This is a genomic window from Paenibacillus sp. FSL H8-0168 (assembly GCF_038592955.1).
Classification (GTDB): Bacteria; Bacillota; Bacilli; order Paenibacillales; family Paenibacillaceae; genus Paenibacillus; species Paenibacillus polymyxa_B.
Map to the genome: position 1 here is coordinate 2925744 of NZ_CP151948.1, position 20250 is coordinate 2945993.

The 20250-nt window shown below is 40.5% G+C and carries 17 protein-coding genes, 6 pseudogenes and 1 riboswitch; of the genes and pseudogenes, 15 read left to right on the forward strand and 8 right to left on the reverse strand.

Annotated features, from left to right (window positions below; all coding sequences use genetic code 11):
* The first annotated feature begins 37 nt into the window (after positions 1–37).
* Positions 38–1900: a beta-glucoside-specific PTS transporter subunit IIABC gene (locus MHI21_RS12970; protein ID WP_342418311.1), complete on the forward strand. Its 1863-nt coding sequence runs from the start codon at positions 38–40 to the stop codon at positions 1898–1900.
* Between the two features lie 350 nt (positions 1901–2250).
* Here the strand turns inward: MHI21_RS12970 and MHI21_RS12975 are convergent, their stop codons facing one another.
* Positions 2251–3165: a dihydrodipicolinate synthase family protein gene (locus tag MHI21_RS12975; protein WP_160790423.1), complete on the reverse strand. Its 915-nt coding sequence runs from the start codon at positions 3163–3165 to the stop codon at positions 2251–2253.
* A 218-nt stretch (positions 3166–3383) separates the two neighbouring features.
* Positions 3384–4028, reverse strand: a complete 645-nt coding sequence (locus MHI21_RS12980) for a YitT family protein (RefSeq protein ID WP_342418312.1) — start codon at positions 4026–4028, stop codon at positions 3384–3386.
* Between the two features lie 114 nt (positions 4029–4142).
* On the opposite strand from MHI21_RS12980, the gene MHI21_RS12985 reads away from it, so the two are divergent.
* From MHI21_RS12985 to MHI21_RS13000, 4 genes are all read left to right on the forward strand, one after another.
* Positions 4143–4595: a MarR family winged helix-turn-helix transcriptional regulator gene (locus MHI21_RS12985; protein ID WP_023988638.1), complete on the forward strand. Its 453-nt coding sequence runs from the start codon at positions 4143–4145 to the stop codon at positions 4593–4595.
* 25 nt (positions 4596–4620) lie between these two features.
* On the forward strand, positions 4621–5145 hold the full coding sequence (locus MHI21_RS12990; protein WP_053325458.1) for a GNAT family N-acetyltransferase: 525 nt from the start codon (positions 4621–4623) through the stop codon (positions 5143–5145).
* 77 nt (positions 5146–5222) lie between these two features.
* Positions 5223–5321, forward strand: a riboswitch (guanidine-I (ykkC/yxkD leader).
* 93 nt (positions 5322–5414) lie between these two features.
* Positions 5415–5756 carry an SMR family transporter gene (locus tag MHI21_RS12995; RefSeq protein WP_053325459.1) on the forward strand — a complete coding sequence of 114 codons (342 nt, stop codon included), beginning with the start codon at positions 5415–5417 and terminating at the stop codon, positions 5754–5756.
* A gap of 3 nt (positions 5757–5759) precedes the next feature.
* Positions 5760–6074, forward strand: a complete 315-nt coding sequence (locus MHI21_RS13000) for a multidrug efflux SMR transporter (RefSeq protein WP_023988641.1) — start codon at positions 5760–5762, stop codon at positions 6072–6074.
* 101 nt (positions 6075–6175) lie between these two features.
* Here MHI21_RS13000 and MHI21_RS13005 read toward each other — a convergent pair whose 3' ends face one another.
* Both MHI21_RS13005 and MHI21_RS13010 read right to left on the reverse strand, forming a co-directional pair.
* Positions 6176–7360, reverse strand: coding sequence for a helix-turn-helix domain-containing protein (locus MHI21_RS13005; protein WP_341161391.1), 1185 nt, complete (start codon positions 7358–7360; stop codon positions 6176–6178).
* A gap of 86 nt (positions 7361–7446) precedes the next feature.
* Positions 7447–8447, reverse strand: a pseudogene (locus tag MHI21_RS13010) (IS110 family transposase).
* A 179-nt stretch (positions 8448–8626) separates the two neighbouring features.
* On the opposite strand from MHI21_RS13010, the gene MHI21_RS13015 reads away from it, so the two are divergent.
* The 3 genes and pseudogenes from MHI21_RS13015 to MHI21_RS13025 all read left to right on the forward strand — a co-directional run bounded on the left by MHI21_RS13015 (position 8627) and on the right by MHI21_RS13025 (position 11612).
* A complete protein-coding gene (locus tag MHI21_RS13015; protein ID WP_341163676.1) occupies positions 8627–9721 on the forward strand; it encodes an L-dopachrome tautomerase-related protein in 1095 nt (364 codons plus the stop codon).
* Between the two features lie 582 nt (positions 9722–10303).
* A pseudogene (locus MHI21_RS13020) lies at positions 10304–11143 on the forward strand (alpha/beta hydrolase).
* 1 nt (position 11144) lies between these two features.
* Positions 11145–11612 (forward strand): PAS domain-containing protein, encoded by a 468-nt coding sequence (locus MHI21_RS13025; protein WP_341161390.1) that lies wholly within the window; start codon positions 11145–11147, stop codon positions 11610–11612.
* Positions 11613–12424: 812 nt separating this feature from the next.
* Here the strand turns inward: MHI21_RS13025 and MHI21_RS13030 are convergent.
* Positions 12425–12559: a hypothetical protein gene (locus MHI21_RS13030; RefSeq protein WP_342418313.1), complete on the reverse strand. Its 135-nt coding sequence runs from the start codon at positions 12557–12559 to the stop codon at positions 12425–12427.
* 251 nt (positions 12560–12810) lie between these two features.
* Here MHI21_RS13030 and MHI21_RS13035 point away from each other — a divergent pair, with 251 nt between their 5' ends.
* Positions 12811–13266, forward strand: coding sequence for a MarR family transcriptional regulator (locus MHI21_RS13035; RefSeq protein WP_342418314.1), 456 nt, complete (start codon positions 12811–12813; stop codon positions 13264–13266).
* Positions 13267–13393: 127 nt separating this feature from the next.
* Complete coding sequence (locus MHI21_RS13040; RefSeq protein ID WP_342418315.1) at positions 13394–13657, forward strand: hypothetical protein; 264 nt, start codon at positions 13394–13396, stop codon at positions 13655–13657.
* Between the two features lie 12 nt (positions 13658–13669).
* Here MHI21_RS13040 and MHI21_RS13045 read toward each other — a convergent pair.
* Positions 13670–14055 (reverse strand): annotated as a pseudogene (locus MHI21_RS13045) (IS1595 family transposase); the annotation flags it as partial.
* Between the two features lie 300 nt (positions 14056–14355).
* Positions 14356–15268: pseudogene (locus tag MHI21_RS13050) on the reverse strand (LysR family transcriptional regulator).
* 137 nt (positions 15269–15405) lie between these two features.
* On the opposite strand from MHI21_RS13050, the pseudogene MHI21_RS13055 reads away from it, so the two are divergent.
* Positions 15406–15492: pseudogene (locus MHI21_RS13055) on the forward strand (hypothetical protein); the annotation flags it as partial.
* Between the two features lie 60 nt (positions 15493–15552).
* A pseudogene (locus MHI21_RS13060) lies at positions 15553–16114 on the forward strand (alpha-amylase family glycosyl hydrolase); the annotation flags it as partial.
* A gap of 225 nt (positions 16115–16339) precedes the next feature.
* Here the strand turns inward: MHI21_RS13060 and MHI21_RS13065 are convergent.
* Positions 16340–16885 carry a TetR/AcrR family transcriptional regulator gene (locus tag MHI21_RS13065; RefSeq protein ID WP_165179876.1) on the reverse strand — a complete coding sequence of 182 codons (546 nt, stop codon included), beginning with the start codon at positions 16883–16885 and terminating at the stop codon, positions 16340–16342.
* A 304-nt stretch (positions 16886–17189) separates the two neighbouring features.
* Between MHI21_RS13065 and MHI21_RS13070 the strand changes: the two genes are divergently transcribed.
* The 3 genes from MHI21_RS13070 to MHI21_RS13080 all read left to right on the forward strand — a co-directional run bounded on the left by MHI21_RS13070 (position 17190) and on the right by MHI21_RS13080 (position 20244).
* Positions 17190–18239 (forward strand): NAD(P)-dependent alcohol dehydrogenase, encoded by a 1050-nt coding sequence (locus tag MHI21_RS13070; protein WP_342418316.1) that lies wholly within the window; start codon positions 17190–17192, stop codon positions 18237–18239.
* 206 nt (positions 18240–18445) lie between these two features.
* On the forward strand, positions 18446–19648 hold the full coding sequence (locus tag MHI21_RS13075; RefSeq protein WP_342418317.1) for a multidrug effflux MFS transporter: 1203 nt from the start codon (positions 18446–18448) through the stop codon (positions 19646–19648).
* A gap of 65 nt (positions 19649–19713) precedes the next feature.
* Positions 19714–20244 (forward strand): carboxymuconolactone decarboxylase family protein, encoded by a 531-nt coding sequence (locus tag MHI21_RS13080; protein ID WP_342418318.1) that lies wholly within the window; start codon positions 19714–19716, stop codon positions 20242–20244.
* Positions 20245–20250 lie beyond the last annotated feature (6 nt).

Sequence of the window (20250 nt, forward strand, 5' to 3'; positions counted from 1 at the left end):
GAAAATGGTCCGGGCATTTATAATAGGGGGGACAACTATGAGTTATCAAAAATTGGCAAAGGATATTCTGGATGGCGTAGGAGGAAAAGAGAATGTAAATGCGGTGTGGCATTGTGCCACTAGGTTGAGATTTAAATTAAATGATGTGAGTGCTGCAGATACTAAAAAGATTGAAAACACAGATGGGGTTATTACCGTCGTCAATAGTGCCGGACAGTATCAGGTGGTTGTTGGTAATTCCGTTGCTCAAGTCTATGATGCACTAACATCATTACCTGGAATGGCATTACATGTTTCTAGCAACAATGAAAGCGCTTCAGAAAAAATAACTGGGAAATTTAATCCTGTCAGTCAGTTGATGGATTTTGTTTCGGCCGTATTTACGCCATTTCTGGGAGCCTTGGCTGGATCCGGAATTTTGAAAGGCATTCTAGCTTTATTTACAACAATGAACTGGATATCGACCGACAGTGGTGCGTATAAAATATGGAATGCAGCAAGTGATGCCATTTTCTATTTTTTGCCGATTTTCTTGGCATTTACTGCGGCCAAGAAGCTGAAAGTCAACCCATTCGTAGCCGTTTCGTTAGCTGGTGCACTCATTCATCCGTCTTTAGTAGAGATCGTATCCAATTCACAAACGATTGATTTCTTTGGCATACCGATCATACCAATTACGTATACGGCGTCGGTGTTTCCCATTCTGTTGTCGATTTGGGGCCTCTCTTACTTGGAACCTTTGTTGAACAAATTCTTTCCGGAATCAATTCGTAATATGCTAACCCCTCTGGTTTCTCTAGTGATTATGTTGCCTCTAACTTTGGCTGTTATCGGCCCTCTAGGCACAAAGATCAGTGACCTGTTCGCCATGGTATTGTTAGCAATCTTTGGTTTCTCCCCATTACTTGCTGGGTTGGTTTTAGGAGCGTTCCATCAGTCGATTGTCATTTTCGGAGTCCATTGGGCGCTGATTACGCTGATGATAAACAATGTCGCTAATCAAGGATACGACCAATGGTTGCCGATTGTATGTGCAGCCGTACTTTCTCAAGCAGGTGCTGCTCTAGGCGTATTTTTGAAAACCAAGGATGCCAAAATCAAAGGCCTATCGGGTTCTGCAGCAATCACAGCCATTTTTGGTATCACTGAACCGGCAATTTACGGCGTAACCCTTAAATTAAAGCGTCCATTCTACTGTGCAATGATCGCTGCTGGTATTGGAGGCGCTGTTATTGGATCGTTTGAAGTACATGCATCCACATTTACATTTCCTAGCTTGTTGGCTATTCCAACTTATTTAGGCCAAGGTTTCATTGGAGAAGTCATCGGATTAATTGTTGCATTCTTTGGAGCCGTCATTTTAACTTATTTCTTCGGTGTTTCGAATAAGAGTGTGACGAATTTGAGTGATCAAGCAAATCCAAACGAGGTTGTGGTACCTGTTAATGGCCAAATTGTTCCTTTAAGCAGTGTAAGCGATGAGGTGTTTGCTTCTGAAGCGATGGGTAAAGGAGCAGGGATTGTTCCAATTAGCGGAATTGTTACAGCTCCGGTAAACGGAACGGTAAGCAGCGTGTACAAAACCGGGCATGCGATTGGCATTGTATCTGATTCCGGTATAGAACTTTTGATTCATATCGGTATTAATACTGTGAAATTAAAGGGACAACACTTTAAACCATTGGTTAAGGAAAATGATAGAATTGGCATTGATGACAAATTAGTTGAGTTTAACTTGGAGCAAATTAAGGCTGCGGGTTATGATCCTACGGTAATGGTTATTGTTACGAATTCATTTAATTATGATCAAGTGCATGTGAATCTGGAGGATCCAAATTCAAAACAGTTATTACATGTGATTCCTGCAAAACCTAGCGTTTCATCTTCAAATTTGGTTTAACACAGGACAGCATGGATTTGATCTTGGAAGTAAATTGAAAAAACGTATAACAGCCAGCTATAGCTATTATAGCTGGCTTTTTTTAGTAGATAGTTCTGTTGCTAACGAAGAAAAGGATTAAGAAATTACGAATGCTTGGGTAGTTCAGCAAAGTATTGGACAATAAGGTCTCGAAATAGCCTTATCGACTTCGAGAGGTAATGAGTTTGCTTCTAGGACAATGTAATTCAAAGCCTCTAGAACACGTTCAGCACCAATTGCAAATGTGAACCACATCTGTTGTTCCTCCAACACTCATAACGAAAAATTTTAATGCAAACGTGCTTAGTAGTCTCCCCTTCGAAAAGGTATTAGCCGAATGGTGAACAGAATGTTTCTGTAGACTGAAGATCCTTTAGTATGAATTTCAAGTGTTCTCTAGCTGATTGATTCAATGGTTGTAAGGGCAAAGGAAGACTGGGACTTGAGATCAAGCCACTTATTTCTGCTGCTGCTGAAATAACGCGAAGGCTGCCATATTGACGAAATAACGACCAAAGCGGTTCAAGTAGCGCCGAGAGTTGTTTCGCTTCTTCAGCAAAACCGGACTGGGCCAAACGGGTCATTTTTTGGCACGCCCTTGGAAACAAACCACCAAGAACTGAGTACCATACTTCACAGCCTGCATCCAAGCCAGTGACTGCGGATGAGTCTCCACTTACTCCTATAGTTACATGGGGAGGAATGGCCGTTCGCAGTTTTCTAATGCGTGCCTTGGCTGCTTCAGGATCAGAAGGCACTCCAGGAATCTTGATAGAACGAACGTTAGGCAGCTCAGCAATCCGACCGTGCAACTCATCACTGAAATGAAAATGTGTAGTCCCCGGATTATCATATACGCAGAGCGGAATAGAGAGCGAGCTTGTCACCTGTTCATACAACGAATATACCTCTTCATTTGTTAATGCCTGGTAAGAAACAGGAGCTAACAGCACTGCGCTTGCTCCTGCTCTTTGTGCATCTTCCGCTAATCGAAGTACTTCAGAAGTACGAATCGCACTTATACTTGTCATCACGGGAATCCCCTCAGATGAATGGACAGCAAGTCGAAGCACACGTAAACGTTCTTCTCGATTAAGATATGCATAATTTCCAGTTGAACCCAATGCACCAATTGAGTCTACACCAGCTGCAACTAATCGTTGAATTAGTGTCACAAATGCTTTTTCGTTAATACCTGTCTCGTTAACTGGGGTGAGTGGAAAAGCAGATAATCCACAGAACATAAAGCTACACTCCTTTATTAATTGACCTTCAAAATACAAACACATTATAAAAATGAATTAGACACAATTAAAGTACCAATGGAGAGACAAATAACAGTACCAATTCTTCTAGACAAACTTAAGATCGAAACAAAGAGATATGAGCATCAAGCTTCAGTGTCAACTTGGATATTACATCTTTTAACAGATCAGGTTAATTGAGAAACATAAAAAGCATTCTATATAGAATGCTTTTTATGTTTCTCATGATTTAGTGATGTATCAGAGTGTGTTAATATGCGGTCAAGTACTTTTTCAGTAAGTGGCATAAAGTAATTGAGTATTAGCCCCCCTAAACAAACGGTTAACAAAGTTCCAATGCCAATGGGTCCATTTAAAATGACTGCTATGATCAAGAATATAAGATAGATGAGTGTTCTCGAAAAAAATAGATTTGTTCTAGTTAATTCTTGTATGATTAATGTTAATCGGTCAACTGGAATTGGTGCAAAATTTGTCTTTAAATATGTTGCAGTTCCTAATCCTACAACAACTAAACCAATTCCAAAACAAACAACTTTGCTGTACCATAGTTCAGGTGCTATCAAATTGTGTAATAAAAAAAGCCACATATCAATACCAATACCCGTTATAAATGCTGTTAACAACCCCAAAACTTCAGGTCTTTGTCTTTTTAAAAGCGAATTACAACATATCAATATTATAGCTATTATGATTTCCCAACTTCCCACAGTAAGCCCTACATTTATGGACAGTCCTACCAAAAGTGCATCAAAAGGTGAAGTCCCAAGGTCTGATTGTATAGTGAACGAAATTCCAAGGGATAATATAAAAATTCCTAATACGAAAAAAACATATCTCACTTTACTCGACCTCTTTAACATAATTTTATGTTGCAAATGCAATAAAAATAAGGTAAATTCAATATATATCATTTTTATTGCATTTGCAATAAAATAGGTGCGAAGGAGTTAACTATGAAGGAAGTACTTCGTGAAATTGGAATGATCGCAAGGGCATTAGATTCTATAAGTAATATCGAATTTAAAGAATATGACCTTACAAAAGGGCAGTATTTGTACCTTGTGAGAATATGTGAAAACCCAGGAATCATTCAAGAAAAGTTAGCTGAGATGATAAAAGTAGATCGAACAACTGCATCTCGTGCTATAAAAAAACTTGTAATTAATGGATTTATTGAAAAGAAAGAAGATAACCATAACCAAAAAATTAAAAAACTCTATCCAACAGATAAAGGGAACAATGTTTATCCTTTTATAAAAAGAGAAAATGATTATTCCAATAACGTTGCATTAGAGGGATTTTCGGAAAGAGAAGTAGAAACCATTTTCAATCTTCTTCAAAGAGTGAGAGAAAATATAGGGGAAGACTGGGAATTTGTAAAAAAGGGGAACAAGAGAAATTATTGATTTACATGAAGGAGCGATACATTAAGTGACTGTAAAAATAATAAAGTGCAACCGTGAAGATTTACAAATACTCCAAAAAATAAGTATTGAAACATTTAATGATACTTTTAAAGATCAGAATTCACCTGAAAATATGAAAGCCTATTTGGAAAAAGCATTTAACTTTAAACAGTTGGAGGAGGAATTGTCCAACGTCTCTTCAGAAATCTTTTTCATCTATTTCAATGAAGAACTGGCTGGATATTTAAAGGTAAATATGAATGACGCCCAATCTGAAAAAATGGGTGATGAGTCGCTCGAAATTGAGAGGATTTATATAAAAAACAAATCTCAAAAACATGGGCTTGGTAAATATCTGCTAAATAAAGCTATGGAAATTGCGATGGAGCATAATAAAAAGAAAATCTGGCTCGGCGTATGGGAAAAAAATGAAAACGCCATTGCTTTTTATAAGAAAATGGGGTTTGTTCAAACTGGCGCACACTCTTTTTATATGGGTGATGAAGAACAAATTGATTTCATAATGACCAAAACAATGATACAAGTTTAGAATGATATAAGAATTCTTTATTATTTTATATTATAATTTATTCACTACTGTGTATAATATTAACTATAATTGAATTCGAAAATGTTTTCTAGGGTTCCGCGATGTAATATCGGCTGGTCCGAGAGAAAACTCACAGTCGTCGTACTGTGCCACGGAGGGATAAAAGCCTGGGAGAAAAACTGCTGTATGCAGTATTCTCTCAGGCTTTTTTTATTGCTGCTATAAATCCATACTACTTTGCAGCATTATCAAAAAGGAGGAAGCACAAAATGAACAAGACATGGTTATCTGTTGTAGTTGCGGCATTATTCGAAGTTGGATGGGTCATCGGCCTGAAACATGCCAGCGGCTGGTTAGAGTGGGGGGGCACTTTAGTTGCCATTTTAGTAAGTTTCATACTCATGATTATGGCTTCCCGTACGCTTCCGGTAGGTACGGTGTATGCAGTATTTGTCGGGTTGGGAACGGCCGGCACTGTATTAGCAGAAATTTTGTTGTTTGGTGCTGAGGTACAAGGATCTAAATTGTTGCTAATTGGGGTGCTTCTGCTCGGAGTTGTAGGGCTCAAAATACAGAGCAAAGAGAAGAAACAAGGAAAAGAGGTGGACTGACGTATGAACTGGGTATTTCTAATTTTGGCAGGCGTATTTGAGATGATGGGAGTTCTCATGATTAATAAGCTCCATAAAGATCGGAATTTCCTGTCTGCTTTTTACCTGCTTGCAGGCTTTGGATTGAGCTTCTTGTTTCTATCCCTGGCCATGGAAACACTACCAATGGGCACGGCCTACGCTGTTTGGACCGGTATTGGAGCTTCTGGCGGTGCCATATTGGGCATGATCTTTTACAGTGAACCGCGTAATACCGCGAGAATTCTGTTCATCGCGATGGTACTCGGTTCAGCAGTTGGCCTAAAGCTGGTAAGCTGAATAATGATGGAATTGGAAAAAATAAAGAAAATAGATAGAAAAGACCAGTATGCAGACAAAGTAGCGATAAGAAATTTTGTCTGCATGTTTTTTGCATTTGCTTACCCTTCTATACTCTGATCTTTAGGATCGTCGCGTTGTGTTTTCAGTTTTAGAAAATGAAGAGTCAATTGAAGTTTCAGGCGAATATCACCATCGCTTAGATCAATCTCGAAAAGCTCACGTATCCTGTTGATTCGATAGAACAAAGTATTTCTATGAATAAAAAGTGTTTTAGCAGCAATATTTGGAGTGTCCACATATTGAAGATAGGCTTCAAGGGTAGATAGCAAACTTGTTTTGTGGGCATTGTCATAAGCAATTAACTTTTGGATAACTGGATGGCAGAAGTCAGCGAGATCGTTCTGTTCCGATATGATTTTTCCAATATGCTCGCAGAGATAGTCCTCATACATATACACTGGCTTGTTAGAATTAATTTGGAAACCAATCTCAATGGCGGTTAGGCATTGCTTATAATATTTTCGCAAAAAAGTTAAATGACTAAAGCAGTCACTCAGCGAAGCAGTTAGTCCGTTTACTTGGAGAAATTCCAGAATACGTTTGTCTTCAGCAATGATTTTACAGGATGAATCAACAAGGGAAATGAGAAATACAATACGTCCCTGATATACGATCCAACGGCTATCCGGAAGTAATTGGATCATATGCTGTGCAACCAGCTGAACTTTCCCGTCAAAAAAGCCGTTCTTCAGGTCTGTCAAGGTCAGCACTCTCAGGTAAGGTGTAAGAGTCCATTCCAGATGAGCCAGTCGCATTGCGATGACATTAGCATCATTGAGCTCGCCTGTAAGCAGTTCGGAAAGCAAAAAACTATGCATCATTCCTGGATTGTAATTATAAAAGTCGTTCTTTTGCAATTCTACCGAAACCAGCTCACAAAGAAATTGTACGAGTTTAAAATCAATATCTGTAAATTTACGATCCAGTTCCATAACACTGACCTGCGCGAATTCTATACCATGTACGTACACAAAAGCTGTTATCCAACAGTCGTTGGTCTCGGGATCACGTGAATAATAAGGAATAAGAGCCATAAGGGTCAGTTCGTACAGATTGGATTTCTTCATGCTCTCAATATTACTGTCAAGAATATAGCCCAAATTTCGCTGCTGTTCGATATCAGGTCGGCTGGGGATAGGGGCTTGACACATAGCGAGTAACTTATAGCCTGCGTCGACAATGATTACCGGATTACCAAAGATGCGGGAGGCCTCGTTTGTCAAGTTCGGCCACCCTTATGGCTGCAGGAATGGTTCCTTGTATCGCTGCACGTGATTGACGAAGCGGTGAGAGTTACCTGAACAAGATTCTAAAGCTTTCGAACTTCTTGTTTAACAATTGCTTCTTGCTGTCGTTTTTCGAAATAATTACCGCCTAAATCTTTGTAATCCTTGCTGCGCGTGAGGAGATGGTAAACAATAGTCATGATGGAGTGGGCGACCGCCACGGCCGCTCGGTTTCTGCCTTTTCAGCGTCGGTACTGAACACCCGAGTAATTGTCGGATCTGCATACGGAATGGGCAACTTCAATGAGTGCCGAACAAAGGTATTTGTTGCCTTTGCGAGAGTCTTGGAGGATATTCGTTTACCACTTTCGTTCTGCCTTGGAACTAGACCTATCCACTAACAGAGATGAGTGTCGGAGGGGAAACGCGCACCAATGTCGGTCCCGACTTCGTGCAGAATTTGTTCCACGGTGCGTGTTGCGATCCCCGGGATCGTATCTAGCCTTCTTCAGTGTTCTTCGGGCGAATGCAGCCAGCTTTTCCGTATCTTCTTCACCCTCGATCAGGAATTCATCATGTCGCTGCTGCTCACCCCATGATGTCGGAGACAACGGCAGCTAGTTTAATGTTGGCTCCTTCCAGCACTTTTTGGCCCGGTTGTGTTCGCGGGACCGTCTCTGAATCAGGCTGCAACGGTAACGAACTAATTCGCGCAGTTCTCTTAGGTTCCGGTCTGGGATGTAACTGGGTTTCAGCAGACCGTGGCGGAGCAGATTACAAATCCATTCTGCATCTTTTACGTCCGTTTTTCTGCCGGGAATGGCTTTGATGTGCTGGGCGTTAACGACGAGGAACTGAATTTCTTCAGCTTCAAGCAAATTCACGATCGGTTTCCAGAACACGCCGGTACTTTCCATGGCCACATGAGTGCAGCAATGTTGCTTGATCCAGTCGATCAAATCAAGCAGGAAAACCGTGTAGCTATGAAACGTCTTAATCGCTTTCCTTCGGGAGTTACGACACATGCGGTAATGGACTTCTTGTGAACATCCAAACCGCAAGCTCGCTCGATCAGGACATCCATAACATTCACCTTTCTACGGCAATTAAAATTGAGAACTGGCGCAACAACCAGCAAAGGGTTACTCTACCCAGCGTGCTTCTATGTTATGGTTAGAAAAGAATCATTAAGAGGCAGGCATTAGAAAAAGTTTTTAAACATATTATAGGTAATATCCGTTCAAATATGTTGGGGAGGATATCATAAAACCTATGTTACCTATGGAAGAATATTTCGGTAAGTTAGAACTCGTTTATTCATTTTATGGGGCTATGCCTACAGGCGTTAGTGTATCAGAAACCGGGCGTATCTTCATTTGCTTTCCGAAATGGGGAGATGACGTTAGATTTACGGTAGCGGAAATTGTTGAGGGTCGGTTGCAGCCTTATCCTAATTTAGAAACGAATTTGGTAAATCCTTTGAATATCACTATGTCCTTCATCAGTGTCCAAAGTGTAATTGCTGATGGAAGGGGAACCCTGTGGGTACTGGATACAGCTGCACCAAATTTTTCTGAGCCTATTAAAGGAGGGGCAAAATTAGTCGCTGTAGATTTAAAAACAAATACAATAAGAAAAGTATACACGTTTGCAGAAGATGCAATCTTGCCGACAACGTATCTGAATGATGTCCGATTTGATTTTCGTGTTGGTAAATCAGGTTACGCATATATAACGGATTCTTCTTCCAAAGGTCCAGGCGCTATTATAGTCGTAAATTTAGAAAATGGAAATGCGTTTAGACGGTTAAATGGAGCAAATTCAACTTCACCCGATCCGTATTTTTTACCGAAAGTGGAAGGTAAAATTTTGATGAATCGAAACACAGATGGTTCGACATCTCCCTTTCGATTGGCCTCTGATGGTATAGCGATTTCTCCTGATGGAAAAATTATATTTTTTTGTCCATTAACCAGTCGTCATCTATACTCGATCTCAACAGAAGCCCTAAGAGACAGAACGATACCGGATTTCAATTTACGTTATCATGTGCAGTATTGGGGAGAAAAAGGTGCGTCTGATGGATTGATAACCGATGCAAAAGGAAACGTTTACGCTGGTGACTATGAAAACGATAGTATTCGAAAGATATTTCCGAATGGAATAATGGAAACCATCGCACATGATCCGAGAATTTTATGGCCAGATACTTTTTCTATTGGTCCAGATCAATACTTATATGTTATTGTGAACCAATTACATCGGCAGGCAAGATTTCATTATGGAAAAGACCTGCGACAAAAACCTTATAGTTTACTTCGTATAAAAATTGATGAATTACCTGCTCCTACCTTTTAATAAATATTTCACTTTACAAAGTTGACTTTATTTGAATAGAAAATGCATTTCATAACCAATGCATGCTGCCACACAATTAGTAGCGGCATGTATTGTTAATTTCAGCAATTCCAGGGAAGCTCTACATATTCTTATGTATACTTAAATTAGGACGTTTACGTTTTTTGAGAAATTGGAAATCAAATAGCTTTAATCGGTATGCTAGCTGCTGTTATTTTTGATCTTAAGCACTACACTACATTGTAGACTATCGGTACTCTGTTAAGAGCTAACAGGCAGTTTAGTCCAACGAGTAATCCTAATTCCGAAAAAACATTGTGGATAATGGAGCTGCAAACTGGCGACGGTAACTCAACTGGTGTTAGTCTCTTTAATCCAGCTTAGGTTCTTCGATTGTAAAACTATAAATCAAATCGGTGAATTGGTGGCTAGCCTTTAAGCCAATGATATGCGTAGCTTCTTGTGGAACCGCAGATAAGAGTCAAGCAGATGATTACGCACGTCAGAAAAAATTTAAAAATCTTGATATAGTGGTATAATGATTTATTGAACAGAATTTATCGTAACCAGGAGGAAAAGTCGATGGATAGCCAACAAATTCTCATTCGAAACAACGTCAAAGTAAGGGGCTTTGGTTCCAAGACTCTTATATTCGCCCATGGCTTTGGCTGTGACCAGAACATGTGGCGCTTTGTCGCACCAGCTTTCGAAGAGAAGTACAAGCTGGTATTGTTTGACTTTGTAGGTTCGGGAAAGTCCGATATGCAGGCCTATAATCCTTGTATTTATCATGATCTGAACGGGTATGCCCAGGATATCTTAGACATTTGTTCAGCGCTCGAATTGAAGAATGCCATTCTAGTGGGTCATTCCGTCGGTGCTACTATCGGTATGCTGGCCTCTATTCAAAGATCGGAATACTTTGATCGGCTTGTTCTGATTGGTCCTTCTGCACGATATTTGAACGATTTACCTGATTACATCGGCGGGTTTGAACGGGAAGATCTGATGGATTTATTGGACTTGATGGATCAAAACTTTCAAGGTTGGGTGAGCTAGCTGGCTCCTGTCATTATGGGGAATACAGACCGGCCGGAATTATCTCAAGATCTTGAGTTGAGTTTTTGCGCAACCGATCCTAAGGTAGCCCGTGGTTTTGCGGAAGCAACGTTTCTCTCTGATTACCGTAAGGAACTCGGTAAGGTAGTGGTGCCTTCGTTGATTTTGCAATGCTCCGATGATGTAATCGTTCCGATGGAAGCTGGAGCCTATATCCATCAGCAGATGAAGGAGAGCGAGTTCCGACTGATGGATGCAACCGGTCATTGTCCACACGTAAGCCATCCGGATGAAACCATTAGACTCATCAGTGAATATCTTGCCTCAATCGATTCAATACAGGAAAGCGAGTTGCACACATAATATGGACGAACGGTTGGATCATGCCCCCTGCGGTTATTTGTCGATGGATCAAAATCTGACAATACGCATCGTCAATGCAACGCTGTGCCGCTTGTTAGAATATGAAAAACAAGGGGTAAACGGTATCAGTTTTGAATCCCTGCTAAATCGGTCCAGCCAAATTTTCTTTCAGGTTTATTTTTTACCGTTGATTCGGCTTAATCATCACGTAGATGAGATATATTTAATGATGAAAACGGGTAGCGGCGGAACACTTCCCGTTCTTTTAAATGCTGTGATTCGAGAGCAGGGAGACGAATTGGTGTACGATTGTGTCTTAATTCCCATGCTGCGTAGGAAGGAATACGAGCAACAGATTGAAAAAGCTGAGAAAGCCTGTCGGAAGGCGGGAGAGGAGCTACTAAAGATTGAGCAGAAGCTTGATAAAAAAAAGGAAGAACTTTCATCTTTACCTAATCCCAAGATATAGTTCAATGCTTCTTTGAGTAGTTATACTCTAAAAGCCCGAATCACCCCGGCTTTTTATTTTTGGCTCTGTTAAACTATAGTATTGATAATGTCTATTGGAACCCCCCAGCTATCAGACTTACCTTTATTGACTACCGATAGGCAATTAAAAGAACAGGGAATTTGAACGAGGACCTATACGAACTCGCAAGTGATTTTTTCCAAGCGAATGAACACCCCTTTCGGTAAACAGATGTTGTCGTTATTGATATCAACATTATTAGGTATTCGAAGATTTCCGAATCATTTTGGGAGAATCACTCGCTACCAAAAACTAAGGAAATTTCAAGTATTATTGATCGCTTGAACGATGGTGTGTAAATGTTGACCTAGCTGCGGATCTTATGGTTGGTTTTAAACCACCGGCAAGTGATTTGGATGGCTCCATTAAGCAAGGAACTGAAATAGTTGTGAATGGTATGAGAAAACCTGATTAGGTCTTGTAGAAATTCTACAAGACTTATTTCATTGACATCTCCGATACGATACTGTCACCACGCTCCAGTCTACGTGTGTCTCCCAATTCAGGACTGAATGAGATCGTTAATAATAAGCGGTCTGAACTTGTTTCATAGTTTATATGATCTTCTTTTTTGACATGATCTCCACTTTGGGATAAAAAGATTTCACGTAAACAAGGTTTTGAATTTCAAGTTGTAAGTTACGTTTCCTTCTTCCTGATTTAGTTTCCAAGTTTAAGTTATAAGTGGGTGCCGTTTTTGAGAAAAGTTATAAGCGATGGCATACCCTTGTCACCTTTTTGACACAATTGCTTTACGTATTATATTTACGCACATTCATCTTTTGAAGATCGTTGAGAGAGTTGATGTCCTGCTTTCGATGATTGTATTTATTGGAATCGGAGTCAAAACGGCTGGCTTTGTGTTTGGTGCTGTCATTGGGCTCCAAACGATAACCCCCTTTAGATATAAGCCTGCTTTACTGTTGCTAAGCATCATCATATACGCTCTTACGTTTCTCTCCTCTAGGTTAACCGAATTTTTGTGGTTCGGTCTTCATGTAGCTGCTGTAGTCACGAGCATACAGGTCGTAAAAGATAATGAATGCAAGCATTTAAAATGGATGTTGAAAATAGTACGACACCGTGCAGAAATTTTAGTACGATATCGTACTATTTTCGAGGAAAAGGGAGGTGAAAAATGGGAATTATAAAAGAAGGAAGAGCTGTTTTTTTATCAGCAACAATAGATGCATTGCTGGCTAGAATAGTTTCGAGAAAACACAGGGAATCTGAGGTTAATACTTTAACAGCAACACAAGCAAGAATTTTGTTTTACCTTTGGAGGAAAGACGAAATACCTATACATGAAATCTCAAGGATTACCAATCTTCAGAAGTCAACTTTAACAAGTATATTAACTAAGTTAGAAAAAGCAGGACATATCAGTTTTATGCCTTGCCCAACAGACAGACGGAAAACAATAATTAAAGTAGTGAATAGAAACGAAAATTTAGTGGAATTGAATAAAAAGATTATTGATGAAGTCGGAGATTTTTTCTACAAGGGATTTAATGAGGATGAAATAGCATTGTATCAAAGTTTCTTAATAAGAAGTTTAGATAACTTGATAGAATGCGAGAAAGCAAAAAAGTGAGAATCATTTGAAAGGCCTTAAGGCATAGCTTTGAACCAGATTCTCGCTAATTCAGATTAAATGTTTCCAACCGCCGTCGGGATTAGATTCAAAATCGGCACCAAGAATATATATCAGGAGAGAGAGTATGAAAAATAAACTAAACAATGACGAAGGGAAGAAAAGAGAGTTAAAAATGAACATCTTCAAGCCGGAAGGTGTAACCGAAGCAACTCCTGTCTTGGTGTATGTTCATGGTGGAGGATGGAGTATAGGGGACTATCAGGGTAATGATGCTCCTAAAGATGGAAAAAACAAAACTGCCGCACCACAAATGACGGATAGAGCTACAGATCAAGTGGCTAGAGATTCAGCATACCAAGTTTTCAAAAAAGTAATTTCAATCAACTAACCTGCCACATTTCTTCAAGCGGCTATGATAGCTGTTTACGTTTAGGATATGGCACACGCCTTTGCCACGTTGTTTTCCTTCGGACTTGAATCGGTAATGAGCCAAGCCCTTTGCATTCGCATAGGAGCTGAATGCACACCAGGAATCCGTGCAAAGCATGTTTTGGTCCGATAGATGACCGCCAATCGCCTCATCTAATTTCGTTGTCCGAATGCGACCACGCCCAAGAACGCCAGAGTAAGTCATTTTCTGACGGTCACGGGCAACGAGGACACACACTTGGTCCTTGCTTATGCCACGATATTTAGCTTTTCCGCCTCGATACGTGGCTTGCGTTCGGTGATGTTCCTCTTGCTCTTTTCCGATTACAGAAAGTATGTCTCGTCCATTTCAACGATAGCTTCTGGCTTTAGAAGCGATTTGCTGATGTGCATCTTCCAAATCATAAAACCAGGAGAGATTTGTAATGGTCAATCATAACAAACGGAGTTTGGCGAAAAGGGATCAGCGATGTTAACGCGAAAAAAACGGCCTCTTTTGAATGGTCCAGCATGAAGGTCGTCTTTTTATTGTCCTCCGAATACCATTACTCAGATGTCATTTCATTACCTGATACGACATCTCATGCAGCTAGAGGCAAAAAGATTATTATGATTCGAGTAGATAATACGATAATACCAATTATCCAACAATGGTGCTCATCTTGATCTTTCGATCTCGTTATCCGTTTCACGTATCGACTTTATAACAAGTTCAGAGAAAGCTTTCACTGTTGGAGATAGCCACTTTTTCTTTTTAATCAGCATATGGGAATATATCGGATCGAACTTTTCGGAATGACTTACAATTTTAAGTTTTCCACTATCCACGTCTTCTTTAACTGTAATATAAGGCAAAAAAGAAAATCCAAGCCCACTCATCACGGTTTGTTTAATCGCCTCTATACTCCATAACTCCATGGTTTGAAATGGATGAATATCATGCTTTACAAGATATCTTTCAAACATGGTCCGATAACTACAGCTTTCTTCATTCGTTATAAAAAAATGGTTGGTGTTCTCTCGCTTATATTCATCGAAATGGTCTGGGCCGTCATTGCTGCACACCAGGACAATGTTCTCCTGGGCCAAAGAATAATGAATGTTGAATGCATTTTTCCGGATCTATTTCCGGGTAGACCATCAAAGCCACATCTACACGTCCACTGATTAAGTCAACCTGGTTTTGTTCACATGTACCGTTGGTAAGGATGAGTTTGACATGAGGATATTTCAAAGAGAATTCCCTTATAATCGGACTTAATCTAGAAATCGTTAAAGACTCTGGTGCAGCCACCTTAACAACACCTTTAACTTCCTGGTTGCTTCGTATATTTCTAATCTGGTCATGAGTAGCCAGTAGATCTTCTGCCAGAGGTATTAATTCTCTCCCTAATGGAGTAAGTTTCAAATGCCTTCTTTCGTAAGTGAAAAGCTCCCCGCCAATCTCTTCTTCAAGCGACTGTATATGGGCAGTGATCGTGGACTGAGTGTACCCCAATTGCGATGCAGCCCCTGTATAACTTCCGATTTCGATAATCGTCTGAAATGTAATAAGGTGTCTAATTTCCATCGGTGTTCTCCTTAGGTTTAATTTCTATCGATAAAAATGATAATGATTTTGAATATTTCAATTTTATTAATGAACAGATCCATCATACAATAGAATCCTTCTGATCGTAAATTAATCTACAAGGGAGGAAACAATGAATGGAACCGTTCAAAATTTCAATTCCAGAGCAACAATTGCACGATCTATCTATCAGACTAAAACAGGTTCGATGGCCTTCAAGTTTCTCTATAGAACCATGGGCTCTGGGGACAGACTATTCCTTTTTGATGAGATTAGTTGATTATGATTTTGGTTATGATATTTCGGACTATCGGGATATCGATCCGATGTTCGGGTCTTTGGATGATATGATGAGCATCCCTGGTTTCAAGAAGCAAAAAAAGTAAAGAAAATCCGTACCATGACTATTATGTCTGGAGAGATGGCATTGGAGAAATGCCACCAAACGACTTGGGTTCCATATTTGGTGGTTCAGCTTGGGAATGGTTACCCGAGATAGGACAATATTATTTACATCTTTTTTCTGTAAAACAGCCGGATCTCAACTGGGAGAACCCAAAAGTCCGACAAGAGATTTACGAAATGATCAATTGGTGGATAAGCAATGGTGTAGGCGGTTTTCGGCTTGACGTAATTGACTTAATCGGAAAAGAACCAGATTTGAAAATTACCAGCAACGGGCCAAATCTGCATAAGTATATCAGGGAACTCAGCAAGGAGACGTTTCAAAAAGCTGGAGATCTGCTGACGGTTGGAGAAACATGGGGCGCTACGCCAGAGATCGCCAAATTGTATAGCAACCCGGACGGCAGTGAGTTTTCAATGGTATTTCAATTTGAACATATCAGATTAACAAGGCTTGAGCTACGAGAAACTTGTTCATTATGGTATAAATGGATAATTTAAGGGAATGGGCGAAGTGATTACTGATATATCATTGAGCAGACGAAAAACGTTAGTTGAAAATAGCATGGAGCAGTTTGCCGGTTGGTAGCTGCTCCATTTTTGATAAACTAACGGGCAGTTATCTTCAATCAGTATAGACTCTATTTTAACCTATTATTTAACCCTCTATAGACTTCTCTCCAATAAGGCTCCAACTTGTTCAGCCATGATTTGTGGCGGATACGGCATTTCATTTCTAATCCACCATTCTATTACCCCTACATAAGCGGTACCAGCATATTGCAACATAACGTCTTCATTTAAATCCACATTTCTTCCACTTTCTCTATCAATCTCACCTCTGAATCCTCCCATAACATAATCAAGAAGACGAGTTCTAAAAGAGGGGGCTCCTTTACTGGCTAACATAGTCGAAAAAAATAAATAATTTTTCTCAAAATACTCAAAAAAAGGTACAAGTCCATTGCTCCAATCCAGCTTACATGCCCATTCATCCATTTCGCCTAATTCATTCATGTGTGATTCGATCAGTTTATCCAACAAATCATATTTGTCCTGATAATGAAGATAAATCGTACCACGGTTTACGTTTGCCTGGTCTGCAATGTCTTGAATGGTAATGTCATCGAAGTTTTTTACAGCCATCAGTTCAATAACGGCTTTTTTCAAGGATTCTTGCGTTTTTAGAATTCTCCGATCCACTTTTATCATTTAGTCTTTTCCCCCTGACCAACTCAAAATAATGAACACTTTTCGTGATGATGTTGTTATTTCAACAAATTGCGCTTTTTTAACCATTGAACTTAGGCTTCTTTTTTATAATAATAGACGTGAGTTGATAAAACAACAAGTTTTGTTTATCCGCTCTCTGCGGTTCACTAATATTACCTATAAGGAGAACTTAAATTTAGAAAGGAGGGATGTTCACTTGGTAGTTAATAAAAAAATGTGAATAATCATTACTAATTTCTAAAAAAGGACTAATAGATAAAATTGTATTCATTGGAGGTTATATATGATTAATGCTAATGCACGTGCTGTGTTCGGTCCAGAAGGTCCGTTCATACTAACTACAATTGAGCGCAGAGATCTTAAGCCGCATGATGTTCTCATTGAGATCAAGTATGCGGGTATTTGCCACTCTGACATCCATACCGCCCGTGGGGATTGGGGGCCAGTCCAATACCCTATCGTTCCAGGACATGAGATCGCCGGTGTTGTCACCCAGGTTGGCTCGGAAGTCACAAAGTATACTGTTGGTGACCGAGTAGGAGTTGGCTGCATGGTTGATTCCTGTCGAGAGTGCGAGAGTTGCCGTAGAGGAGAGGAGCAATATTGTCTTAATGGACATACGGGTACCTACGCAGCTATCGACAGATATGGACAATATACACAAGGGGGTTATTCCACCCACATCGTCGTAACGGAAGATTTCGTGGTTCGAATTCCTGACGGCATTGATCTTGATGTCGCCGCTCCGCTTTTATGTGCTGGGATCACAACGTACTCTCCGCTGCGCCATTGGGGTGCTGCTTCCGGCAAGAAGGTAGCAGTTGTTGGACTTGGCGGACTCGGACACATGGCTGTGAAGCTCGCTCATGCTATGGAAGCAGAAGTAACGGTTTTATCTCAAACCTTGAAGAAAAAAGAAGATGGTTTGAAACTAGGAGCGGACCATTATTATGCCACCAGCGATGCGGAGACATTTAAGAAGCTGGCCGGCAGGTTTGATCTCATCGTGAATACGGTGAGCGCGAAAATTGATTTGAATGCCTACCTATCACTGCTGGCAGTGGACGGTACCTTGGTTAATGTCGGTGCGCCGCCGGAGGCATTGCCTGTTCAAGTATTCTCTCTTATCCCGCATCGTCGGTCGTTTGCTGGATCGGCAATCGGCGGTATTCGGGAAACACAGGAAATGCTTGATTTCTGCGCTGAACACCACATTACGCCTGAGATCGAGGTTATCTCCGCTAATCAGATTGATGAGGCATGGGAACGCGTACTTGCTTCGGATGTCCGGTATCGATTTGTCATCGACATCAGCACGATGGGGAACGAATAGGGATTCATTGCAGCAAAAAAATATCAAGGGCACGCCGGGTGGTGTGCCCTTGAGTTGGATAAGGAAAAGACAGATCTTCCGAAATTTATCTAAGACCCTTTGTATATCGGAGGGGTATACTGTCACAGGGTAATAAAACGACAAAACCTAAAGCAAATGCGTTGGCTTAAAGAATGTGCATTTAATCAATCATAGGAGTTAAAGGAATGAAATATAAGACCCAAAAAAATCCCCTCGGTTTTGCTCTAATATTGGCCACATTCTCGGCGCTGGGGCCGTTTACCGTCGATATGTATCTTGCATCACTTCCGCAAATCGCTGTTTTTTTTGGAACAAGTGCAACTGCCGTTCAAGCGAGTTTAACCACTAGCCTGTTAGGATTAGGGTTAGGACAGTTGATAATGGGGCCGTTAAGCGACATTTATGGAAGACGCCGGCCTTTGTTGATTTCCATGATATTATTTATCCTTTCCTCGATTGGATGCGCTTTTGCACCAAGCATAGAATGGTTTATATTTTTAAGATTTATTCAAGGGGTTGCTGCGTCCGCCGGACTCGTTATTTCGCGCGCTATTGTTCGAGATCGGTTTAGTGGGATTGAAATGACTAAGTTTATATCGTTGCTAACGATGATAAGCAATGTCGCTCCGTTAATTTCCCCTACGGCCGGAAGTACGGTCATGTCATACAGCTCTTGGTTAGGTGTATTTATATTTTTAGGGGTGCTAGGTATAGGATTAACTGGGATAACCATATGGGGGTTAAAGGAAAGCTTACCTGTACAGCAACGTGCTCCAAGCAGTCTCCGTTCGTTGATGAAAAATTATAACAGCTTGTTCCGAAAGCGGTCTTTTATGGGATATGCTCTCGTCAATGGCATATTGTTCGCAGGTGTTTTTGCCTATGTTGCGGGTACCCCATTTATTTATCAAAACATATACGGCGTTTCGCCGCAACTGTTTTCGATTCTGTTTGCGTTGAATGGCCTTGCTATTATCTTGGGATCTCAATTCGTCAAACTGCTTGCAGGCCGGGTAACGGAAAGTCGACTATTTTTGATCGGATTAATACTGTCTTTTATATCTTCCGCTGCGGTCTTATTTATAGTACTAGTACATGGAGCATTATCAGCTATGTTTATTTCGATCTTCTTATTCGCCTTATCCATTGGGATCATTGGACCCATCTCTTTTACATTAGCAATGGAGTCGCAAGGGCATATTGCAGGGAGCGCTTCTGCCGTGCTCGGCACCTTACAATTCGCGTTAGGTGCCGTTACGTCTCCGCTTGTGGGAATTGCAGGCGAAAATTCCGCTATACCTTTTGGAATTATTATTTTTTCTACCAGTTTATTATCTATAATTACCTATATCATTCTGGTTAAAGGGATAAAAAAATTATCCGTTTGATGCACTCCATATCAAAGGAGTATTGGCGCTCACTCTATGTATGCACCGCGTGAAACCAACCCCTAATGTACATCAATAAAGGCGCTCATTGGACTATTTTTAAAGAGGCCATTTACCAATGTGCGCCTTATTTAGGATTCCCCAAAACGCTAAATGCCATCGCGGAGATTAAAGAAGTTTTCAAGGCCGAAAATATAGTGTTACCTCTCGAAAGCCCAAAGCAGGTTGAAGAAGAGAATCGGTTAGACAATGGGCTTGCAGTGCAGGTAGAGATTTTTGGCGATATCATTGAAAAAAATAGGGATAATGCTCCATCCAATCAAAAGCATATACAGGACTATCTTTCTGCCTTCTGTTTTGGCGACTTCTATACTCGTGGAGGTCTTGATCTGAAGACACGGGAGCTGCTGACCCTCTGTATCTTAAGCAGCCTGGGCGGTTGTGAAAGTCAAGTCAAGGCACATGTACGGGGCAATCTGAATGTGGGCAATGACAAGGATATGATGATCACTGCCATCACTCACTGCCTTCCATATATGGGTTTTCCGAGAACATTAAACGCTTTAAGTTGCTTAAATGAAATCATTCCGGAATAGGTGGAG

Coding starts and splice junctions, on each gene's coding strand:
- MHI21_RS12970 (WP_342418311.1), top strand. CDS start 38: ATGAGTTATCAAAAATTGGCAAAGGATATTCTGGATGGCGTAGGAGGA.
- MHI21_RS12975 (WP_160790423.1), bottom strand. CDS start 3,165: ATGTTCTGTGGATTATCTGCTTTTCCACTCACCCCAGTTAACGAGACA.
- MHI21_RS12985 (WP_023988638.1), top strand. CDS start 4,143: ATGAAGGAAGTACTTCGTGAAATTGGAATGATCGCAAGGGCATTAGAT.
- MHI21_RS12995 (WP_053325459.1), top strand. CDS start 5,415: ATGAACAAGACATGGTTATCTGTTGTAGTTGCGGCATTATTCGAAGTT.
- MHI21_RS13000 (WP_023988641.1), top strand. CDS start 5,760: ATGAACTGGGTATTTCTAATTTTGGCAGGCGTATTTGAGATGATGGGA.
- MHI21_RS13025 (WP_341161390.1), top strand. CDS start 11,145: ATGGACGAACGGTTGGATCATGCCCCCTGCGGTTATTTGTCGATGGAT.
- MHI21_RS13035 (WP_342418314.1), top strand. CDS start 12,811: ATGGGAATTATAAAAGAAGGAAGAGCTGTTTTTTTATCAGCAACAATA.
- MHI21_RS13040 (WP_342418315.1), top strand. CDS start 13,394: ATGAAAAATAAACTAAACAATGACGAAGGGAAGAAAAGAGAGTTAAAA.
- MHI21_RS13065 (WP_165179876.1), bottom strand. CDS start 16,885: ATGATAAAAGTGGATCGGAGAATTCTAAAAACGCAAGAATCCTTGAAA.
- MHI21_RS13070 (WP_342418316.1), top strand. CDS start 17,190: ATGATTAATGCTAATGCACGTGCTGTGTTCGGTCCAGAAGGTCCGTTC.
- MHI21_RS13075 (WP_342418317.1), top strand. CDS start 18,446: ATGAAATATAAGACCCAAAAAAATCCCCTCGGTTTTGCTCTAATATTG.
- MHI21_RS13080 (WP_342418318.1), top strand. CDS start 19,714: ATGTACATCAATAAAGGCGCTCATTGGACTATTTTTAAAGAGGCCATT.